This is a genomic window from Methylophilales bacterium MBRSF5 (genome assembly GCA_001044335.1).
GTDB lineage: Bacteria > Pseudomonadota > Gammaproteobacteria > Burkholderiales > Methylophilaceae > BACL14.
The window spans coordinates 17769-35813 of sequence record CP011001.1 but is presented as its reverse complement, the minus strand read 5'-3'; the positions used below and the strand labels follow the sequence as shown (position 1 = coordinate 35813).

Here is an 18045-nt window from a genome sequence, read left to right as displayed (position 1 = left end):
TTGAATATTGATGAATATTGTTTTAAAAGTCTTTTTCTCTCTCCCTTTGATTGCTATTCATCTCCTCGGTTGCTTCCTAGGTCTCCTGATGTATTTATTAGATGCTAAATTTCGTGAACGGACTGTAAAGCACATCAACCAAAGTCATATTGTCTCAGGGGAAATTGCTACAAAAAATTTAATTATCTCGAATGCAATGCATATTGGTATGGCTCTAATGGAGTCATTTAGCATCTGGTTTGCGTCTAACACACGAATCAAAAGATTGGTGGTGAGAACAAAAAATTGGGGTCTTATTGAAAAACTAAAATCCAAGAATAAAGGTATTATTTTTTTAACGCCACATATTGGTTCCTTTGAGATCACAGCTCAATACTATGGGCTTTTTTCACCTATTAAAGTGATGTATAAGCCAACCAGCAGAAAATGGATTAATCAGCTGATATACCAAGGTAGAAATAAAAATCACGTCACTCCCGTGAATATTGAATTAGGGGGCATGAAACAGATACTTAAAGCACTTAAAAATGGTGAAGCGGTTGGTATACTTCCGGACCAAGTCCCTCCAGAGGGTCATGGCGAATGGTCTATTTTTTTTAATCAAAAAGTTTACACCATGACATTGGTACAAAAATTACATACACTTACTAATGCTCCAATAATTTTTGCAATCGGGAGACGGCTCAAAATAGGATCAGGTTTTGAAATTGAGTTATTTGAATTTAAGGGTTCTGTCACGGCAAAAAAAATTGATGAGTATATTGAAACAATTGTAAAAACTTCTCCTGAACAATATTTATGGAATTACAGAAGATATAAGCTACCCAAGTCATGAAGATACCATTTACTAAAATGCAGGCGATAGGAAATGATTTCATTGTCATTAATCAAATCGATCAAGCCTACAATCTCAGGCAAACTCAAATAGCTAAGTTAGCAGATCGTCATTTTGGTATTGGTTTTGACCAACTATTAATAATTGAAAAAAGTGATAACCCAACATTTGATTTTAGATACCGTATCTTTAATGCAGATGGATCAGAAGTAGAGCATTGTGGAAATGGGGCTCGTTGTTTTTATGAATACATCCAACATCATAAGATATCCTCAAAAAATCCAATAACAGCTCAAACTCTTAATGGGTCGATTTCCTTAACGAAAGACGATGAACTCATTTCAGTTGATATGGGAACATTTTCTATTGGTATGAAAAATGAATCATCAATATTTTTTGATATATTTTCAGACAAAAAAACCGAAACAATTCAAGGAACATATATTGATTTAGGGAACCCCCACATCGTATTTTTTGTTGATAGTCTCAAAGATGTTGATGTAGTTCGAACTGGAAAGAGTGTTCAAGGATCCCCTCTTTTTCCTCATAGTGTAAATATCGGTTTCTGCGAAATTATCAACAGTAACGAAATAAAATTAGTTGTGTATGAACGTGGCTCAGGCTTAACTCTTGGATGCGGCTCCGGTGCTTGCGCTGCCTCCATTGCTGCAATTCATCTTAAAAAAGTTGAAAACTCTTTAGTTAAAGTGAACATGCCAGGCGGCTCAATATATACCCAAGCTTGTGCTGACAACCATATTCTCTTAAAAGGAGATGCATCGATGGTCTTTGAGGGCATAATTGATCTATGAGCAATGAATTACTGGATCAGTTTTTAAACTATATTAAGTTTGAAAAAAGATTAAGTGAGCTCACGATAAAAAATTATCATAATGATATCAATCGACTGATACTAATCAATGACAAAAAACTAACAGAATTTAATTCTGAGGATATTCGATTATCACTATCTAAGCTTCATGCATCTGGATTAAGTGGAAAATCTTTATCTCGAATTTTATCTTCCTGGAGGAGTTGTTTTTTATTTTTAAATAAATCACAACTAATGAAATATGATCCAACATCAGGAATAAAAGCTCCAAAATCACAGAAGAAACTGCCCCAAACGCTGTCCATTGACCAAGTATTTAATCTGATTAACATTCCTCAAACTAATTTTATTGATACAAGAGATCGAGCGATTCTTGAATTTTTTTACTCATCAGGTTTGAGATTGTCTGAGCTAGTTAATATTCATCTTAGCGATATTGATACAAACGAACAAACTTTGAAGGTATTAGGTAAAGGAAATAAATTTAGAATTGTTCCCTTAGGCAGGAAAGCTATTGAGGCATTGGATTTATGGATTCTGCAAAGGAATAAATTAAACAAACTTGTGGATGCTGAATTTTTGTTCCTTAATCAACAAGGGAGGAAATTAACTGCACGTGCAATTCAATACCGGCTTAAGTTTTGGGCCCAAAAAAATAATATCCCAGAGAATATTCATCCCCACCTTTTACGTCATAGTTTTGCCAGCCATGTTTTACAATCGAGTCAAGACTTAAGAGCGGTTCAAGAACTTTTAGGGCATTCGAATATTTCTACCACACAAATATATACCCATCTAGATTTTCAGCATCTATCTAAAATTTATGATCAAGCCCATCCCAGATCCAAAAAAAGATAGATTGATCGATTATCAATAATCACTTATAGTAAAAAACATGAAACAAGACCTAGATATCATCGAACAGAAGCTTAAGACTATCGTAAATCTTTTAAATGATTTACAAGAAGAAAATAAGGTTCTGAAAGATAAAATTCATAATCAAGATGAAACCATTAAAAGTTTAAATTTAAAGATTTATGAGGCCTCACAAAAATTAGAAAATCTTCTTGGACAAATACCTACCGAGGAGTTATTGTGAGCAAAATTGTTGAGATAAATATATTAGGTCGTGACTTCCAAATTAACTGCCCCGATAGTGAAGAGGAAGCGCTTGTTCAGTCAGCAAGCTATCTTAATCAAAAAATAGATCAACTCAAAGAATCAGGAGTGACAGGATTTGATAGACTTTTGCTGATGGCGTCCTTAAATATCATTCACGAATCAACTAAAAACAATCCAGAAAATCTAACACAATTAAAATTAGTCCAAGAAAAATTGAACAATTTTGATAAAATTTTGGACCAAGCTTTAAGTAATCATTAATAAAGTTTGCTTTACTGTTGCTTAGGCTATATATTCTTTGAACTAGTCATTAGCATCGGTTGAAGTTCATCTGGTGTGGTGAGATTGTTACAATTGGGTAACCTCTTAAGGGCTCTTGTTAACAAACCTAAAGCATCATAGACTTTTACCACCTGAACCTTTGGTTCTAGATGCTAGTCTAGGCAACAGTAAAGCAAACTTATCGTAGGCTATGATACTCCAAATCAGCAATATCAATTAATTCAAGACATTTTTCATTTGTGGCTTCTAATATTACTGGGGGAGCCATACCGGCTTCTGCAGCCTCAAGCCATCGGCTTGCACATAAACACCAACGGTCTCCAGGCTTTAAACCAGCGAATTGAAATTCTGGGCGCGGCGTAGATAAGTCATTCCCTAGAGCTTTTGAGAAGATTAAAAATTCGTCACTTACCTCTGCGCAGACCGTATGATTTCCCTGATCAGAGTCACACTGTTCACATATACCATTTCTTAAAAAACCAGTTTTTGGATTTAGGCTACATACCTGCAGATTGGTGCCTTTTACATTCTTTTGTATCATCGTTAAAATTACTATTAGATTAATTAGGATAAGTATAAATGAAATATTGGCTCATGAAATCAGAACCTTCGGATTACTCAATTGACGATCTTGAACGAGACGGCAGTATAGATTGGTATGGCATAAGAAATTATCAAGCAAGAAACTTCATGCGAGATGATATGCAAATCGGAGACCTGGCCTTTTTCTATCACTCGAACTGTAAAGAGCCAGGCATTGTTGGCATCATGAAGGTATCCAAATTAGCCTATCCTGATAAATTGCAGTTTATTGAAGGCCACAAATACCATGACCCTAAATCAGACCCTAATAATCCAAGGTGGGTCAATGTGGATGTTGCGTTTGTAAAAAAAATTCCACTGGTCAGCTTAAATGAATTGAGGCAGCATCAACAATTAGAAACGTTGAAAATTCTGCAAAGGGGAAACCGTTTATCCATTACTCCTTTAACAGAAGATGAGTGGAACTACATCAATCAAATTAATACTATCTGACGTCGTCAAGACTTCCAATTGATTTTGGGTAAGTCACGACACCCCATGGCATACCAGATACTGGAATTGAACCGGTGACCTCAAGGCTATTCGTATCAACGACGATGAGTTCATCAGATCTACCACAGGCCAATAGAAGTTCATCATTATTTGGTGTAAACGTAAAGTGCCAGCACCTTTTACCCTCAAGAGGAATATCCTTGAGCTTCGTAAATCCTTCTGTTTCAAACACTTCGAGAAGCTTAGATTTACTTGAAGCAACAAACAATCGATCGCCGGTAGCGTCAAACGCTACACCGTAAGGGTTCTTGCCTGTACTCACAGTTTGCATATGATTATATTCTTGGTCTAAAACAACAAAGTTATCGCCGTGCTCAAGGGTTGACACAAAAATATTACCTTTCGGTGACATCTTGATCCCTCTCGGTCTGTCGCCATATGGTTTCACATCAACAGTTTTCAGTAACTCTCCTGATTGGAGGTCATGAATAGTCACCGTATTATCAGCCTCATTCGTGACGATGATCTGTGTGCCATCCTTATTGAATTCAATTCCCTCAGTCTCTGGCCCACCCTCAATCTCTCTCAGCTTTTTTCCACTCTTAATATCCACCACAGCAATCTGCGCTGGCGTCTTATCGTCATCATCATCGTCATCATCTTTCGCTGCATGATCATTTTGTGCTGGTGGTTTGCCGGATGAGGCTGGCTCAGTAGAAACAAATACTAAATCCCCAAACACTCGAATGAATTCAGGATTTTTACCAACCTCAACATGAGAAATAAGCGTGCCACTTGCTCGGTCGATGATACTTAGATTGGCATCGCCTTTATTTGCTGTAATCAGATACTTTCCATCTTGAGATATGCCTATACCTCTAGGACCTGAAGATTGAATATCAATATCATTAATCACCTGTTTGGATTCAATATCAATGACGGATATGCCTCCTTTTTGAGAAGTGACATATGCCTTTGGTGTTTCAGGTGTACCACATGAAACTAAGGCTACAAATAAAAAAGCTGCTAAATACTTCATTCAATCTCCTAACTTTATTTAAAACTACTTTTTAAATTATTCTTAGTGAAATTATTAAAAATTTCAATAGGATATATTCCTATATATTAATTGCCCAAGAAAAGGCTATACCCAGGGTTTTCTGTTTCATCCCAATAAGGATAACCTAATTGACTCAAAAACTTTTTAAAAGTTTGTTTTTGTCTAGCAGGTACTTGGATACCCACTAGGACTCTAGCTGTATCCGCTCCGTGATTACGGTAATGAAATAAACTAATGTTCCAGCCCTTATTCAGGTGACCTAAAAAATTCATCAAGGCGCCAGGCTGTTCAGGAAACTCAAAACGGTAAATTAATTCATTTTTTGCCTGCGGTGCACGTCCACCCACCAAATGCCTCAAATGTAATTTCGCCATTTCATTAGCAGTCAAGTCAATGGCTTCTAATCCAGCGGCACCCAAAGAATTAATGATTGATTTTACTTCAGAGGGGTCGCTGATACTGATGCCAGTAAAAATTTGAGCATGTTTCTTACTGGAGTAACGATAATTAAACTCTGTAATGTTTCTTTTTCCAATCTTTTCACAAAAACTTTTAAACGCGCCTGGTTTTTCTGGGATTGTCACTGCAATGATCGCCTCCCTCTGCTCACCAATCTCTGCTCGCTCAGAGACAAAACGAAGTCGATCAAAATTCATATTCGCCCCAGACGCGATACCAATCATATTCTCATTTGATAGTTTATTTTTTTCTATGTATTGTTTCATCCCTGCTAAAGCTAGTGCTCCAGCTGGCTCAAGAACAGTCCTACTATCTTCAAACATATCTTTTATTGCCGCACAGATTGCATCGTTGTCTACAACAATCATCTCATCAACAAGCTGTTTACATAATACAAAGTTATGTTCCCCCACTTGCTTAACAGCAGCGCCCTCTGCAAACAAGGCTACTTGTTTTAAGTTAACTCTTTTGTTCGCTTTTAATGATTTGGTCATTGCCTCAGCACCTTTAGCTTCGACTCCAATGACCTTGATCTTTGGATTGGCTGATTTGATGTAAGCCGCGACACCAGACACTAGACCACCGCCACCAACACAACAAAATATGGCATGAATCGGTTTATTAAATTGATCAAGGATTTCCTTGCCAATGGTGCCCTGTCCGGCAATGACATCCAGATCATCGTAGGGATGTAAAAATATTAATTTTTCTTCTTCTGCTAATTCGAAGGCGTGTGCCATGGCAGCAGCAAAATTATCACCATGCAATACCACTTCAGCTCCATGACTCTTGACAGCCTCCACCTTAATTAGGGGTGTAATTTCTGGCATGACAATGACGGCACGACACTTTATTTTTTTTGCACTTAACGCTACCCCTTGGGCATGGTTTCCTGCTGAAGCAGCGATGACTCCGTTGCTGAGATTTTTTTTAGTTAACTTGGAAAATCTATTCATGGCACCACGAATTTTAAACGAGTGGATTAGCTGCAGGTCTTCTCGTTTTACAAAAATATGATTATCAAATCGTTGAGAAAGTTGATCTAACTTTTGAAGAGGTGTTTTTTTGACCACGTTGTAATTATCGACGCGATCTATGGATTTTTTTAGCTGTTTTAAATCTATTTTCATACTACTGTCATATGTCTTTAGTATTTTAATTTCATTCTACAGAGGTGTATCATTGTAATCAAAATTTTTAATATAATCTTTAAGATACATTGAAGGGAAGAGAATGGCGTTCACGCAAGATGAATTAAAGCAACAGGTGGCAAAGGCAGCAGTAGAGTATGTTGAATCTGGAATTATTGGAGTAGGCACAGGATCAACTGCAAATTTTTTTATTGATGAATTAGCAAAAGTGAAACATAAGATTGATGGCGCAGTTGCCAGCAGTGAGGCCACAGCCAATAGATTAAAAGACCATGGCATTCAGGTTTTCGATTTAAATAGTGTAGATGGTATGGAAATTTATGTCGATGGTGCGGATGAGATTACTGAGCACATGCACATGTTAAAAGGTGGTGGTGGTGCATTAACAAGAGAAAAAATTGTTGCAGCAAATGCCAAAGACTTTATCTGCATCTGCGATGAATCAAAGTACGTCGATGTGCTCGGCAAGTTTCCTCTGCCAGTTGAAGTACTCCCCATGGCAAGAAGCTATGTTGCCAGAGAATTAGCCAAGCTTGGCGGTAATCCTGTGCTCAGAGATTTTACAACCGACAATGGCAATGTCATTCTTGATGTGCATAACCTCGTGATCTCAGATCCGATTGCAATGGAAGCAAAAATTAACCAGATTGTTGGTGTGGTAACTAATGGACTATTTGCGGCACGTCCAGCAAACACGCTTCTGTTAGCGACTTCCGAGGGTGTGAAAACAATAAAAAAATAATTTTGATTAACCAATAGATGAATAATCTTGATTTTTAAGACATATTAATATAAAATTTATTTTGTCTTAAATAATTTAAGGAAATACAATGGCATTTCATTCATACTCAGTATTTGATCAGGAGCTAGAAAATCTCCGTGCACAAGTCATGGAGATGGGTGGAATTGTAGAAGAGCAAATTAAAGATGCTGTATCAACACTAAAAGACGCTGACTCTAAAACTATTGATAGGGTTATAGCTAGAGATGAAGAGGTGAACCAACTTCAAATGCAAATTGATGAATCGTGTGAATTGGTTTTAGTTAAAAGAACTCCAGTGTCATCTGATCTTCGTTTTGTTCTTTGTGTTCAGAAAATAACTACCGATCTTGAACGAATTGGTGATGAAGCAACAAAGATTGCTCGTGCTGCAAAGAGAATTTTTGAAGATGATCGGATGGCCAAACCATCATTAACTGATATTAAAACAATTTCAAAACTTATTTCAAAGATGCTTCATGACGCATTAGATTCATTTGCACGGATGGATCCTGAAGCTGTTCTCGCGTTAATAAAAAGAGATGAAACCGTTGATGAAAAATATCAGCTATGCATGAGGCACCAATTAACATTTATGCTTGAAGATCCAAGAAAAATTTCAACAGCTTTGGAAGTTATTTATGTTGCAAAAGCTCTTGAGAGGATTGGTGATCATTCTGAAAACATTACTGAACATGTGGTTTATTGTGTAAAAGGTGCGGATGTTAGACACTCCTCGCCAAAAGAAATCAGGAAAGAGTTAAAGTCTTAGGTAACTAAGACTTTACTCTTTTGGTGGGACGTAACCCTCAGCCTGGTCTGCGCCAGAACCAAAAAAATAATTTTCAGTCTGTTGGGTTAAATACTTTCTTGCCTCTGGATCAATCAAGCTTAGACGGTTTTCATTCACCAGCATGGTTTGATGTTTTAACCATTCAGCCCAGGCCTCTTTAGAGACATTTTCAAAAATCTTTTTTCCTAATTCACCCGGGTATGGAGGGAAGTCTAATCCTTCAGCTTCTTTGCCTAGCTTTACGCAGTTTACAAGTCTTGCCATTTTTTTCTCACATTCATTTATAATGAGTGCAAATTTTATCAAGGGAGGGATAACATGGAAAGTCCTTTTAAAGGAAAAACAGGCATAAAAAGACTCATCAATGCCATAGGTTACTCATTTGCTGGATTTAAAGTTGCTTTCAAGAAAGAGGATGCCTTCAGACAAGAAGTGCTAATGACTCTGATTCTAGTTCCCCTTGCCATTTATTTATCAACCAACGCCATTGAACTGGTGTTACTGATTTTTTCTACTTTGCTTGTTCCTATTGTTGAGCTATTAAACTCTGCAATCGAGGCGACTGTAGATCGGATTAGTTTAGAAAAACACAAACTCGCAAAGAGGGCTAAAGATATCGGCAGTGCCGCTGTTTTTCTTAGCCTTGTCAATCTCTCTGCGGTTTGGTTAATTGTTCTGTTTTATTAAAAATCACCACGCAGACCAAATAATAATGATCGGCCTGGCCTCAAAAATTTATCCTTCATAAAGGATGCATGATCACGTATCTCTTTATCAAGTAAGTTATGACCTTTCACGAAAAACTGAAGGTTATATTCAATTGGAAATTGATATGCTGCATAAGCAGTTAGATTTGTGTAACCGTCAGTTTTTAATTCATGTGCAGCAATATTATCTTGGGCAAATGCTCTTAGAACATCCATCCTTGCATACCATCGATTTTTTTCGTAAGAGACACCTGCACCCAGTCGAAGTGGAGAAATTCTTGGTAGATCATCTCCGTTGTCCTGTTCAGCGCGAACATAGTCGCCCTTGTAGGAAAAATTAAACTGGTCATTAATTTGATAGTTTCCATCAAACTCTAAGCCTTTAAATGTTGCTCCAACCGTACGGTACTGAAATACACTCATTGCTTCAGCCTCATCCTCGCCCTCATGAAGGTGATAGAGTTCATTCCCTGTATTAAATAATCCTATAAAGCGATTAAATTTCGTGTAGTAAGGACCAACACTGAAATAGTGCCCATTATTTTTCCAATTAACTTTAAAGTCTATTGTATTTGATAATTCAGTATTAAGATTTTCATTTCCCTTGTGGACTTGCTCAGTCGCATGGTGGGCGCCATAAGGAAATAACTCGAAAAATGCTGGTGCTCTTTCAGAATGTGCCACATTAGAATTCACAGACCAGTTTTGGTTAATTTTATAAATACCACCTAGAGCCGCATTGTTGGTCTGAAATGTTTTCTCGGTTTCACCGAATGCTTGATCGTCCTCGGTTCCTCCTGATCCTGCACAATCAACTAGGTCTGTGTAAGTTGTGCTACATCCTCCATCACCTGTAAAAGCATTTCGTTTTACATCGTGATTTCCCCTTCTCAGTCCCAAAGTCAGTTTATGTTCATCGATTGGAAGCTCCTCATACACATACAAAGATTGTGAATCAGTATTAGCAGTTGGTAACAGAACTCCATTGGGTTGCTTGAAGGTTGAGTTTTCAAAGTGTAAACCCACCACACCACTCATTCCGGCGATGGCATGATGGCCTAACTCGACAGTCCCATCTAGGCCACGATTTTCAAATGTTGCCTCAATTTCACCCGGCTCATGATGCTCATCGTGTTTATAATCACTGTGCGCCATCTTAAACTTAAAGTGGTTAAAGAAACCATCCAGGTCATGGAACTCAGAATGTAGGTCCCAACGGTTAGTTTCCTGATCAAAAAAACCAGTGGTTGTGAGTGGGTTACCAATTTCACTATCATGCTTCGCGTAAGACATCCCGACATATCCTTTTTCAAAGAAGTACGATGCTCCTAAAGCACCTCCATCAGAGTCGGAGCCTGAGTTTCTTAGTTGGCCTTTTCTGCCATATGAATTTCGATTTACCTCAGAATCAGATCGATCTAATCTGCTGGATACTGAGTAACCTGGCAAGCTAAGATTCCCTGTTTTTCGGGTGTATGCATCCAGATGGATAACCAAATTTCCAATACCAATATCCCCTACCACTGCGGAGCTGCGTTCACTGTTTGCTCCTCCAAATCGGGTTACTGCTCGACCAGTTGCGCCAGAAATTTTTTGTCTTGGGATTCGATGGTCTATTGCATTTATCACACCGCCAATCGTTCCTCCACCATATAGAACGGTTGCAGGCCCTCGAATCACATCAATTTGTTCAATCACCAAAGGGTCAATAGGGACAGCGTGATCAGTACTAAACGATGACACGTCAAGAGAATTAATACCATTTCTCATGATGCGGATTCGATCACCGTCCATACCACGAATGATTGGTCTTCCAACCATGGGACCCCAGTTTGAAAAAGAAACCCCCGGGGTATTTTCTAGCGTTTCAGCAAGGTTATTTCCCCTCTGGACATCTAATTCTCTACCGTTAAGAACTGAGAATGGAATGACGAATTCATCTGAGCTAACTCCTAAAGGGTTAGCTGTAACAGGTGTTACTGGTAAATCTATTTGTTCTTCTGCATGAGCGAATGTCTGGAATATCAAAAGAGCAGACATGCTCAAAAGTATATTTTTGTATTGCATTTATGTTCTCCTAAAAAAATTGTAATAATTTATTTAAGAGATTTGTGGTGGGCCCCTAACGGAATTGATGCTATAGAAATGCGTAAAGGCAAATATTCTGTAGCTATCATTTAATGTTGAATTTAATTGTTTATTAAATAAAGTGTGATCATCATTTGAAATCACATAGGCAAGCTGATTAAAAATATTACAATTTTCACAATGATTAAATTCCTTGCTGTCTTCTTTAGATTCATCTTCACAATGAGCGACATAAAAAGCTTCATGAATATGATCCATGTCGTGCTGCACGGATGTCCATTGCATAAATGCAAGGATAATTAATGCGAAAATTGTAATTTTTCTTAAAACCATACGGAAATTGTAGTCTTTCCTATGATATAGTCAAGTTTGATGGTGGCCTTAACATAGGCATAATCGGGAAATTGGTGAAAATCCAATACTGCCCCCGCAACGGTAAAAGAGTGTGGATATAACAACGAGTCACTGAGATTTTCTTGGGAAGACGTTATATTTTGTCTCTTGAGTCCGGATACCGGCCAATCTTTTTTATACGGGTGAGTATTAAGCTTCCTATCGACGCTTAATCATCATGATTTGAGTCTGGGAGGGCTTTTGTACCACTTTATAATTTTTATCTTTGTTATTTGCTTCAGCCTTTACTCCTCACTGATTTATTCAGAGGAGCTTAACACGGATGAAGTGATTGTTTACTCGAATAAATTTTATACCTCAGAAAGTAACTCTGCTCATCATGTTGAGGTCTATGATCACCAAGAAATAATAAACTCTGGAACAAATAATCTTTTTGATTTTTTATCTAATAAGTCCTCACTCAACGTATCATCTTACTCAGGCAACAAGGCTGCCCCATCGATTGATATGAGAGGATATGGACTTGAAAATGGGTTTCAAAATATTGTTGTCAATGTAGATGGTTATCGAATCAATAATATTGATATGGCACCAGGTTTTTTAGGGACTATAAATACTAAGGATATCGATCGTATAGAAATTTTAAAAGGCAGCGGATCAGTTGTTCATGGAGATGGCTCCAATGCTGGATCAATAAATATTTACACCAAAAATCATGACAAAACACGGATCTCATCTGCGTATGGAAATTTTGGTCAGAAGAATCACTCTTTTACCACAGGAAAAACGATTGATAACTTTTCTATTTCATTGTCATCAAGTTATGAGAGCAACGATGGTTTCAGCCAAAAAGATTCTAGGGGTAACAAAGACAAGAGTAAGTCAAGTAACCAAACGATAAAGATGAGTTATCAGCCAGATAATTTTTCTCAACTGAATTTTAAATACTCCAACACCGAATCTAATTCTCTATTCCCAGCAGCTCTGACCAGACTTCAGTTTAATAGAGATCCTTCAATGAGTGGTGGACAATATAACGAGTTCGATTACAACGATGATATCTGGGGATTAGATTATGTGACGCACTTTTCGAATAATTTTTCAGTCAAAATTTATCACCAGGGACAGCGAAAAAAATATGACTCAAGAGATTATTCAACTAATTTGAGAAAAACTAGCGCACTCGTAAATGCTTTGGAGTTTGATTATTCATTAAACAGCTTGCATATCACTTCAGGTGTTTCGGTGAGCGAGAGAGAACTCAACGCATTTCAAAATTCTGAAACATTAGTAAATCAAGTTAATAAGCAAAATGAAGCCATCTACATTCAGGCTAAACATAAATTGGATGAGAAAGAAAAAATTTCTGTCACCTATGGAGCAAGAAAAGAAAGAGTTAAAAATCAATTTAACAACACAAGTATTAATTCTGAGAACTCTGAGCAGCTATCCATGTTTGAACTAGGATTGAATTACTTATTGAATAAAAAAATTAACTTGTTTACAAATTTTTCAAAAAGTATGCAGTCGCAAGATATTGATAGGCTTCTCCCATACAATTTTGGTACAGCCGCTTACGACACACTCAACCCAAATATAAAACCAATGCAAAGCAGAACCATAACATTGGGTATTAACTACATTGATCAAAAACAAAAGTTAAAAGTTAATACCTTTTATGCGGACCTTGATAATGAAATAGTTTATAACCCATCAACATTTATCAATGAAAATATTGATCGAACAAATAAATATGGCTATGAAATATTCTTAATGCGAAAGCTCAATGAAAACTTTGATGTTAAATTTAATTATGCATACACAATCGCAAAAATATTGAATGATACAGATTCATCAACTTTTCCAAGCGGAAAACTTCTTCCCGGTGTTCCGAAGAATTCAATAAACTTTGGTATTAATTATCAACATGAAAATCTAACAGCATCTTTAAATCATGTCTGGAGAGACAGAAGTTTTATTTTTGATGACTTCGATAATAATGCAAATATGATGTCTCCCTCCTATGAATCAACAAATGCCTTTATTAAATATAATCTTGGTAAATTTGACAAGTTTTCAACGATTAGCGTGTTTGCATCGGTAAATAATATTTTCAATCAAAAAAATGGTGTAAGAACAACAACAAGTGATACATATGGTGCAATTTATCCGTATAATTTTAGAAGAACATGGTTTATTGGAATGGAAGTAGAAATATAATGCAAATGTTTAACAAAAATAACGTATTAATAATGAGCTCATTGGTTTTTATGATGTTTTTTACAAGAGGGAGTCATTTTTTAACTGAGTTTTCAATTCCTGATGCTAGTCTAATTATTTTTCTATGTTTAGGTCTATTGATACCTTCTATCTTACTTTTTTGTGTATTTTTTATTCTTGCTGCAGTTATTGATTTTGGTTCTGGTTTTTTTGATAACAGCTTAGCATTTTGTTTAACGGATGGATATTGGGGTCTGATTCCAACGTACCTTGTGATGTTCTTCACTGGTAAGATAATTAAAAATTACGATATTAAATTCAACATATTTTTTGTGTTAGTTTTTGTCAGCACAACCCTGGCTTTCATTATCTCAACAAATACTTACTACATGTTCTCCGATAGGTTTGGGAGTCCTTCATTCTTCACATCCATACAGCATGGTTGGAATTATTTCCCTGCTTATTTGATACCCAACCTATTATACGGATCGATTGTCTATACTTTATATCAACTTAATCTAAGAAACTATTTCGTAAAATTCATACAAAGAAGTTAGCCTTTCATTATCATTATTTGATATAATTTCACGTTCAAATTTGGCCAGATAGCTCAGTTGGTAGAGCAGTGGACTGAAAATCCTCGTGTCGACAGTTCGATTCTGTCTCTGGCCACCACTCTTTTGAACACCCCTTTACTTTTGTCCTTCAGCTGTCCTTTTTTGGAGAGTTTGATGGCTACTTATCGCAAAAGAAACAACAAATGGCAAGTGCGTATTCAACGACGCAATAATCCACCCATTTCTAAAACTTTTGTCTACAAAGAAGATGCTAAAGTTTGGGCACGACAACAAGAGCGTGAAATTGATTTAGGCATTGAAGTGGCGAACCAAGACATCGCTTTAAAGACTTTATTGCAGCGTTACCAAAAAGAGATTTTACCGACTAAAAAACATCCTCAACCTGATAACTATCGCATCAATAAAATTCTGCTTCACCCCATCGTATCTCTAAAGATGAGAACCATTAAATCGCAACACATTAGTTCGTTTCGAGACCAGCTGATTAAAGAACTTAAATCCCCCAACACCATTCGATTATATTTGGCGATACTTTCCCACTTATTTACTATTGCAAGAACCGAATGGGGTTTTGATAACTTAAATAATCCTGTGCTTAAGATTAGACGACCTCGACTACCGCAATCAAGAGACACACGATTAAGTGATGATGACATTCATCGCATCTGTCAGCATAGTCAATCCTCACTTCTTCCTTTACTGATTCATATAGCACTTGATACAGCTATGAGAGTGAGTGAGATTGTTAAATTAAGAGTGAATGATTGTGATTTTAAGAAACGCATGATTACTGTACGCAATACAAAAAACTATCATGACCGCTATATTCCGATGACTAACAAGGTAGCAAAAATCTTACAACACCAAACCCGTCTGCAGGGAGAAAGGCTATTCAATATCACCTCTCATGCGGTCTCTGTAGCCTTCTATAGGGCATGTAAGCGAGCAGGTATACCTAACGCTTCTTTCCATACCTTACGCCATGAAGCCGTCTCACGATTCTTTGAAAAAGGACTCAATCCAATGGAAGTCGCCACCATTTCTGGTCATCAAAGTATGCAGGTGTTAAAGCGTTATACCCACATCCAAACCACTCATTTATTAGGCAAAATGATGAGGTAAAAAGCAATCTAGCTTGACTGATTTAGGATGACTGACTAAAAATAATTCTAGTATAACTTATTGATTTTATTACTAATTTAATGCTATGCACTTTTTTATCCCTGTATCTAGTAGCAAAAATATGATAAAATCAAATTTTATTTAGCAATTAAATAAACAGCTTTAAAAACAGTTAAATAATCATTTTGAGCGGTGCCTCAAAGCATGGAGCGAAAAATGATTTTATCAAAGTATGATGACTCAAAGCTGCTAGATCTAATATTGAAAATATTGGAATAGAAATGAAAGTGCTTGGTTAATTTTCTAGTTATATTTAAAAATAATCAATTTATATGTCTATAGAGAAGTAACAAATTGACAGTGTTTAAATAGTTTTTAATCGATTATTTATTTAATTTCTCTTTTTATAATCCCGAAAAACTTTATGATTTAACAACTAATTAAAAGGGTGCTTTTTGGTTAAGTTGGATAATTGATAAATATAGGCCTGAATTGGAAGGATTAGTCCCAATAAATTCAGCTGTTGTGCCGTTTCTTAAAAAATAAAATCTGGCTCCATATTCTTTTCCAGTTTCATTTCTATTTTGTGCATAAATACTTATAGCAATTTCATGAGGTGATTCAGAGTCAAATGGATAGCCTCCAAAAATATCAACCACCCCACTATCAGTTGTTAATTTTTGAACAATAGTATCAGCTTGGTAATCAGCAACATATGCAGAAAGATCATTTGAAAAGCCACTAGAATCTGAATCATATTCTCTATAGTAACCCTCACTATCAATTTGAGCTGAAGCTGGATTTGAGAAATCACTCAATGAATTTAAGTAGATACTTTTCCAGTCGTCCCATTCTTTTGTCACATTTGAAGAACTTGAAAAATCAGTGGTTGTTGGAGATGAGGCTGCTTTTTGATAATGAGTATTCCATGTAACACTCTCCCTCACATGACATTTTGAGGCATCGCTGTAATTACCTCCCGACATCACATCTAACCAAGGCATGCTTCCAGGTGATGAATCATTTAAAGTCGCACTTGAACAATACGATGTCGTTCTAGCAACAGAACCAGATCCATCTGGATAATTGGTATTTGCTGCATAATCAATGATTCTGCTGGTTGTGATATACACCGTATCGTAGGTGATGCCATCTTTACATGTTGAAAAATCAGGTGAGCCTCCAGAAATAATAGTGCCTGGCGATGATGTTCCAGAATCAACTAATAAGTTACCTTCATATATGGTGCATTTTTCTGCTGTATTTGCATACACTCCTAATTGGATTTTTTTAATAGTAAATTTATATACAGTAGCTTGCCCATAACAAAATCCTACCGAACCATCCCCAAGTGAATTAGAACCATATGAGCCATCAACGGTTAATTCTGAACAAGGTGAGATACAACTGTCTTTACTCCAACCTAACTGACTGGAAGAACAGAAAGGCTCCAGTGAGGTTGGGGCTGCATTTAACAGACTAGATGTAAAAAATAGAATTAAGAAAAAGACAATATTTTTCATCGGGTAATGACTCTTAAAGCCCCTCTTCTTTGTTTAACAATAAGATTCTCTCTTCTGACTTTATCGAACCTATGTTTTTCCATTGAAGCTAACTTATATGCTGTTTCACTAAACCATTGAAAATCCTCATCAGATTTATCTGCATTTAAATTGTAGGAAACTCTAATAAAATCCTCATCAGATAAAGTGTTATATGTTCTATGTCCAGCCTCAATAATGAACCCTTTCATTCTTGCCTGCAGAGAAATATCATTACCTTTTATATCATTTACTCCATCGACTGCATTCCAGACAAACGAGCGAGCATAAAATTTAGCCCAGTTCATATAAGGTAAAGGAATACCAACCTCAATGTCAGTTCCCCCCAGTGCTCTTTCTTCAAGACCATTTCTGCCATCTTTCCAGCCTGATATACCCCAATATTGATTAAAATTAACCTCACCTACAGTTGTTCTAGCTTCTAAACCAACGGAAGTTCGTTGATGGTCATAAGGAAATTCATGGTCATAAAAAACATTAGCTCCTAAAAGTAATTTATTATCAAATTCCAGCCTACGATAACCGAATCCAATATTAACCGTTGTTCTATTGTCAGTATAAAAAGAACTTAATTGTGTAAAAAAGGTATTTTTAACATCATTAATATCACTCAATGGTGCAACAACTAAAATACCTGCAGTTGGTTTTGATGGGTCGCCAAAATTCGCACTGATTTCAACTGTTGGGAAATACTTCTCAAGAAATGACTTTGATACACCAATACCCTCTGCAGTTAAAGCATTAATGGCGGTACTTTTAAGTGAGTCTGTATTACCTGCTAATAATGATTTGCCAAGATTAAAATATTTTGATGACGATTGATTTTTATTAGCGGTTCTATTGTCAGATTCATAACCATCATCTGTAAAAAAATTGTCATTATTTTTTAAATGAAGCTCATCAATAGCAATAGCACTAAAAGTTAAAAAAAGAACAGAAATAACTAGTAAAAATTTTTTCAAATCAATAATTCAAATTTCGGGCATACAATTATACACCTCATCAAACTTTCATCAATTTTGACCCATTGGAATTTTTTTACGAATGATATATCCTGTCCTTTATCTGTCTTTTTTGAAGGACAA

Annotated in this window: 19 protein-coding genes, 1 tRNA gene, 1 pseudogene and 1 other annotated feature; of the genes and pseudogenes, 13 read left to right on the top strand and 8 right to left on the bottom strand. The window is 36.3% G+C overall.

The window, feature by feature from the left end; genetic code table 11:
* The first annotated feature begins 10 nt into the window (after nucleotides 1-10).
* The 5 genes and pseudogenes from UZ34_00220 (at nucleotide 11) to UZ34_00200 (ending at nucleotide 2948) form a co-directional block, all read left to right on the top strand.
* On the top strand, nucleotides 11-835 hold the full coding sequence (locus tag UZ34_00220) for a hypothetical protein (protein AKO63920.1): 825 nt from the start codon (nucleotides 11-13) through the stop codon (nucleotides 833-835).
* Nucleotides 832-1647 (top strand): hypothetical protein, encoded by an 816-nt coding sequence (locus UZ34_00215; protein AKO63919.1) that lies wholly within the window; start codon nucleotides 832-834, stop codon nucleotides 1645-1647. The genes UZ34_00220 and UZ34_00215 overlap by 4 nt, the downstream gene beginning before the upstream one ends.
* Complete coding sequence (gene xerC, locus UZ34_00210) at nucleotides 1644-2525, top strand: site-specific tyrosine recombinase XerC (protein ID AKO63918.1); 882 nt, start codon at nucleotides 1644-1646, stop codon at nucleotides 2523-2525. The genes UZ34_00215 and xerC overlap by 4 nt, the downstream gene beginning before the upstream one ends.
* Nucleotides 2526-2562: 37 nt before the next feature.
* Nucleotides 2563-2766: a hypothetical protein gene (locus UZ34_00205; GenBank protein ID AKO63917.1), complete on the top strand. Its 204-nt coding sequence runs from the start codon at nucleotides 2563-2565 to the stop codon at nucleotides 2764-2766.
* Nucleotides 2763-2948 (top strand): annotated as a pseudogene (locus tag UZ34_00200) (hypothetical protein). The gene UZ34_00205 and the pseudogene UZ34_00200 overlap by 4 nt, the downstream one beginning before the upstream one ends.
* 301 nt (nucleotides 2949-3249) lie before the next feature.
* Here UZ34_00200 and UZ34_00195 read toward each other — a convergent pair.
* A complete protein-coding gene (locus UZ34_00195) occupies nucleotides 3250-3612 on the bottom strand; it encodes a hypothetical protein (GenBank protein AKO63916.1) in 363 nt (120 codons plus the stop codon).
* Nucleotides 3613-3650: 38 nt separating this feature from the next.
* Between UZ34_00195 and UZ34_00190 the strand changes: the two genes are divergently transcribed.
* Entirely contained in the window at nucleotides 3651-4106 is a 456-nt protein-coding gene (locus tag UZ34_00190; GenBank protein AKO63915.1) for a hypothetical protein, read from the top strand.
* On the opposite strand, the gene UZ34_00185 is transcribed toward UZ34_00190, so the two are convergent.
* Both UZ34_00185 and UZ34_00180 read right to left on the bottom strand, forming a co-directional pair.
* Nucleotides 4099-5145, bottom strand: a complete 1047-nt coding sequence (locus UZ34_00185; GenBank protein AKO63914.1) for a WD-40 repeat-containing protein — start codon at nucleotides 5143-5145, stop codon at nucleotides 4099-4101. The two genes, UZ34_00190 and UZ34_00185, sit on opposite strands and share 8 nt — an antisense overlap.
* 86 nt (nucleotides 5146-5231) lie before the next feature.
* Nucleotides 5232-6755, bottom strand: a complete 1524-nt coding sequence (locus UZ34_00180; GenBank protein AKO63913.1) for a threonine dehydratase — start codon at nucleotides 6753-6755, stop codon at nucleotides 5232-5234.
* A 103-nt stretch (nucleotides 6756-6858) separates the two neighbouring features.
* On the opposite strand from UZ34_00180, the gene UZ34_00175 reads away from it, so the two are divergent.
* Both UZ34_00175 and UZ34_00170 read left to right on the top strand, forming a co-directional pair.
* Nucleotides 6859-7518, top strand: coding sequence for a ribose 5-phosphate isomerase (locus UZ34_00175; protein AKO63912.1), 660 nt, complete (start codon nucleotides 6859-6861; stop codon nucleotides 7516-7518).
* 88 nt (nucleotides 7519-7606) lie between these two features.
* The gene (locus UZ34_00170) at nucleotides 7607-8308 is read left to right on the top strand and encodes a transcriptional regulator PhoU (protein ID AKO63911.1); all 702 of its coding nucleotides are present in this window, start codon (nucleotides 7607-7609) and stop codon (nucleotides 8306-8308) included.
* 12 nt (nucleotides 8309-8320) lie between these two features.
* Here UZ34_00170 and UZ34_00165 read toward each other — a convergent pair whose 3' ends face one another.
* The gene (locus UZ34_00165) at nucleotides 8321-8593 is read right to left on the bottom strand and encodes an iron transporter (GenBank protein ID AKO65112.1); all 273 of its coding nucleotides are present in this window, start codon (nucleotides 8591-8593) and stop codon (nucleotides 8321-8323) included.
* A gap of 54 nt (nucleotides 8594-8647) precedes the next feature.
* Here UZ34_00165 and UZ34_00160 point away from each other — a divergent pair, with 54 nt between their 5' ends.
* A complete protein-coding gene (locus UZ34_00160; protein ID AKO63910.1) occupies nucleotides 8648-9016 on the top strand; it encodes a diacylglycerol kinase in 369 nt (122 codons plus the stop codon).
* Here the strand turns inward: UZ34_00160 and UZ34_00155 are convergent.
* Both UZ34_00155 and UZ34_00150 read right to left on the bottom strand, forming a co-directional pair.
* The gene (locus UZ34_00155; protein ID AKO63909.1) at nucleotides 9013-11103 is read right to left on the bottom strand and encodes a hypothetical protein; all 2091 of its coding nucleotides are present in this window, start codon (nucleotides 11101-11103) and stop codon (nucleotides 9013-9015) included. The genes UZ34_00160 and UZ34_00155 overlap by 4 nt on opposite strands.
* A gap of 33 nt (nucleotides 11104-11136) precedes the next feature.
* Nucleotides 11137-11457, bottom strand: a complete 321-nt coding sequence (locus tag UZ34_00150) for a hypothetical protein (protein AKO63908.1) — start codon at nucleotides 11455-11457, stop codon at nucleotides 11137-11139.
* 23 nt (nucleotides 11458-11480) lie between these two features.
* Nucleotides 11481-11662, top strand: a binding site (cobalamin riboswitch).
* A 56-nt stretch (nucleotides 11663-11718) separates the two neighbouring features.
* Between UZ34_00150 and UZ34_00145 the strand changes: the two genes are divergently transcribed.
* From UZ34_00145 to UZ34_00130, 4 genes are all read left to right on the top strand, one after another.
* On the top strand, nucleotides 11719-13698 hold the full coding sequence (locus tag UZ34_00145; protein AKO63907.1) for a hypothetical protein: 1980 nt from the start codon (nucleotides 11719-11721) through the stop codon (nucleotides 13696-13698).
* Complete coding sequence (locus UZ34_00140) at nucleotides 13698-14255, top strand: hypothetical protein (GenBank protein ID AKO65111.1); 558 nt, start codon at nucleotides 13698-13700, stop codon at nucleotides 14253-14255. The genes UZ34_00145 and UZ34_00140 overlap by 1 nt, the downstream gene beginning before the upstream one ends.
* Before the next feature lie 42 nt (nucleotides 14256-14297).
* Nucleotides 14298-14373, top strand: a tRNA-Phe gene (locus UZ34_00135).
* Between the two features lie 56 nt (nucleotides 14374-14429).
* The gene (locus UZ34_00130; protein AKO63906.1) at nucleotides 14430-15398 is read left to right on the top strand and encodes a hypothetical protein; all 969 of its coding nucleotides are present in this window, start codon (nucleotides 14430-14432) and stop codon (nucleotides 15396-15398) included.
* 440 nt (nucleotides 15399-15838) lie between these two features.
* On the opposite strand, the gene UZ34_00125 is transcribed toward UZ34_00130, so the two are convergent.
* Entirely contained in the window at nucleotides 15839-16921 is a 1083-nt protein-coding gene (locus UZ34_00125; GenBank protein ID AKO63905.1) for a hypothetical protein, read from the bottom strand.
* Nucleotides 16918-17682 (bottom strand): hypothetical protein, encoded by a 765-nt coding sequence (locus UZ34_00120; protein AKO65110.1) that lies wholly within the window; start codon nucleotides 17680-17682, stop codon nucleotides 16918-16920. Before UZ34_00120 ends, UZ34_00125 begins: the two co-directional genes overlap by 4 nt.
* Between the last annotated feature and the right edge of the window lie 363 nt (nucleotides 17683-18045).

Excerpts from the sequence above, each read along its gene's own strand:
- UZ34_00180 (AKO63913.1), bottom strand. The coding sequence starts at position 6,755 with ATGAAAATAGATTTAAAACAGCTAAAAAAATCCATAGATCGCGTCGAT.
- UZ34_00130 (AKO63906.1), top strand. The coding sequence starts at position 14,430 with ATGGCTACTTATCGCAAAAGAAACAACAAATGGCAAGTGCGTATTCAA.
- UZ34_00150 (AKO63908.1), bottom strand. The coding sequence starts at position 11,457 with ATGGTTTTAAGAAAAATTACAATTTTCGCATTAATTATCCTTGCATTT.
- UZ34_00165 (AKO65112.1), bottom strand. The coding sequence starts at position 8,593 with ATGGCAAGACTTGTAAACTGCGTAAAGCTAGGCAAAGAAGCTGAAGGA.
- UZ34_00140 (AKO65111.1), top strand. The coding sequence starts at position 13,698 with ATGCAAATGTTTAACAAAAATAACGTATTAATAATGAGCTCATTGGTT.
- xerC (AKO63918.1), top strand. The coding sequence starts at position 1,644 with ATGAGCAATGAATTACTGGATCAGTTTTTAAACTATATTAAGTTTGAA.
- UZ34_00205 (AKO63917.1), top strand. The coding sequence starts at position 2,563 with ATGAAACAAGACCTAGATATCATCGAACAGAAGCTTAAGACTATCGTA.
- UZ34_00185 (AKO63914.1), bottom strand. The coding sequence starts at position 5,145 with ATGAAGTATTTAGCAGCTTTTTTATTTGTAGCCTTAGTTTCATGTGGT.
- UZ34_00155 (AKO63909.1), bottom strand. The coding sequence starts at position 11,103 with ATGCAATACAAAAATATACTTTTGAGCATGTCTGCTCTTTTGATATTC.
- UZ34_00170 (AKO63911.1), top strand. The coding sequence starts at position 7,607 with ATGGCATTTCATTCATACTCAGTATTTGATCAGGAGCTAGAAAATCTC.
- UZ34_00125 (AKO63905.1), bottom strand. The coding sequence starts at position 16,921 with ATGAAAAATATTGTCTTTTTCTTAATTCTATTTTTTACATCTAGTCTG.
- UZ34_00215 (AKO63919.1), top strand. The coding sequence starts at position 832 with ATGAAGATACCATTTACTAAAATGCAGGCGATAGGAAATGATTTCATT.
- UZ34_00175 (AKO63912.1), top strand. The coding sequence starts at position 6,859 with ATGGCGTTCACGCAAGATGAATTAAAGCAACAGGTGGCAAAGGCAGCA.
- UZ34_00220 (AKO63920.1), top strand. The coding sequence starts at position 11 with ATGAATATTGTTTTAAAAGTCTTTTTCTCTCTCCCTTTGATTGCTATT.
- UZ34_00160 (AKO63910.1), top strand. The coding sequence starts at position 8,648 with ATGGAAAGTCCTTTTAAAGGAAAAACAGGCATAAAAAGACTCATCAAT.
- UZ34_00195 (AKO63916.1), bottom strand. The coding sequence starts at position 3,612 with ATGATACAAAAGAATGTAAAAGGCACCAATCTGCAGGTATGTAGCCTA.
- UZ34_00190 (AKO63915.1), top strand. The coding sequence starts at position 3,651 with ATGAAATATTGGCTCATGAAATCAGAACCTTCGGATTACTCAATTGAC.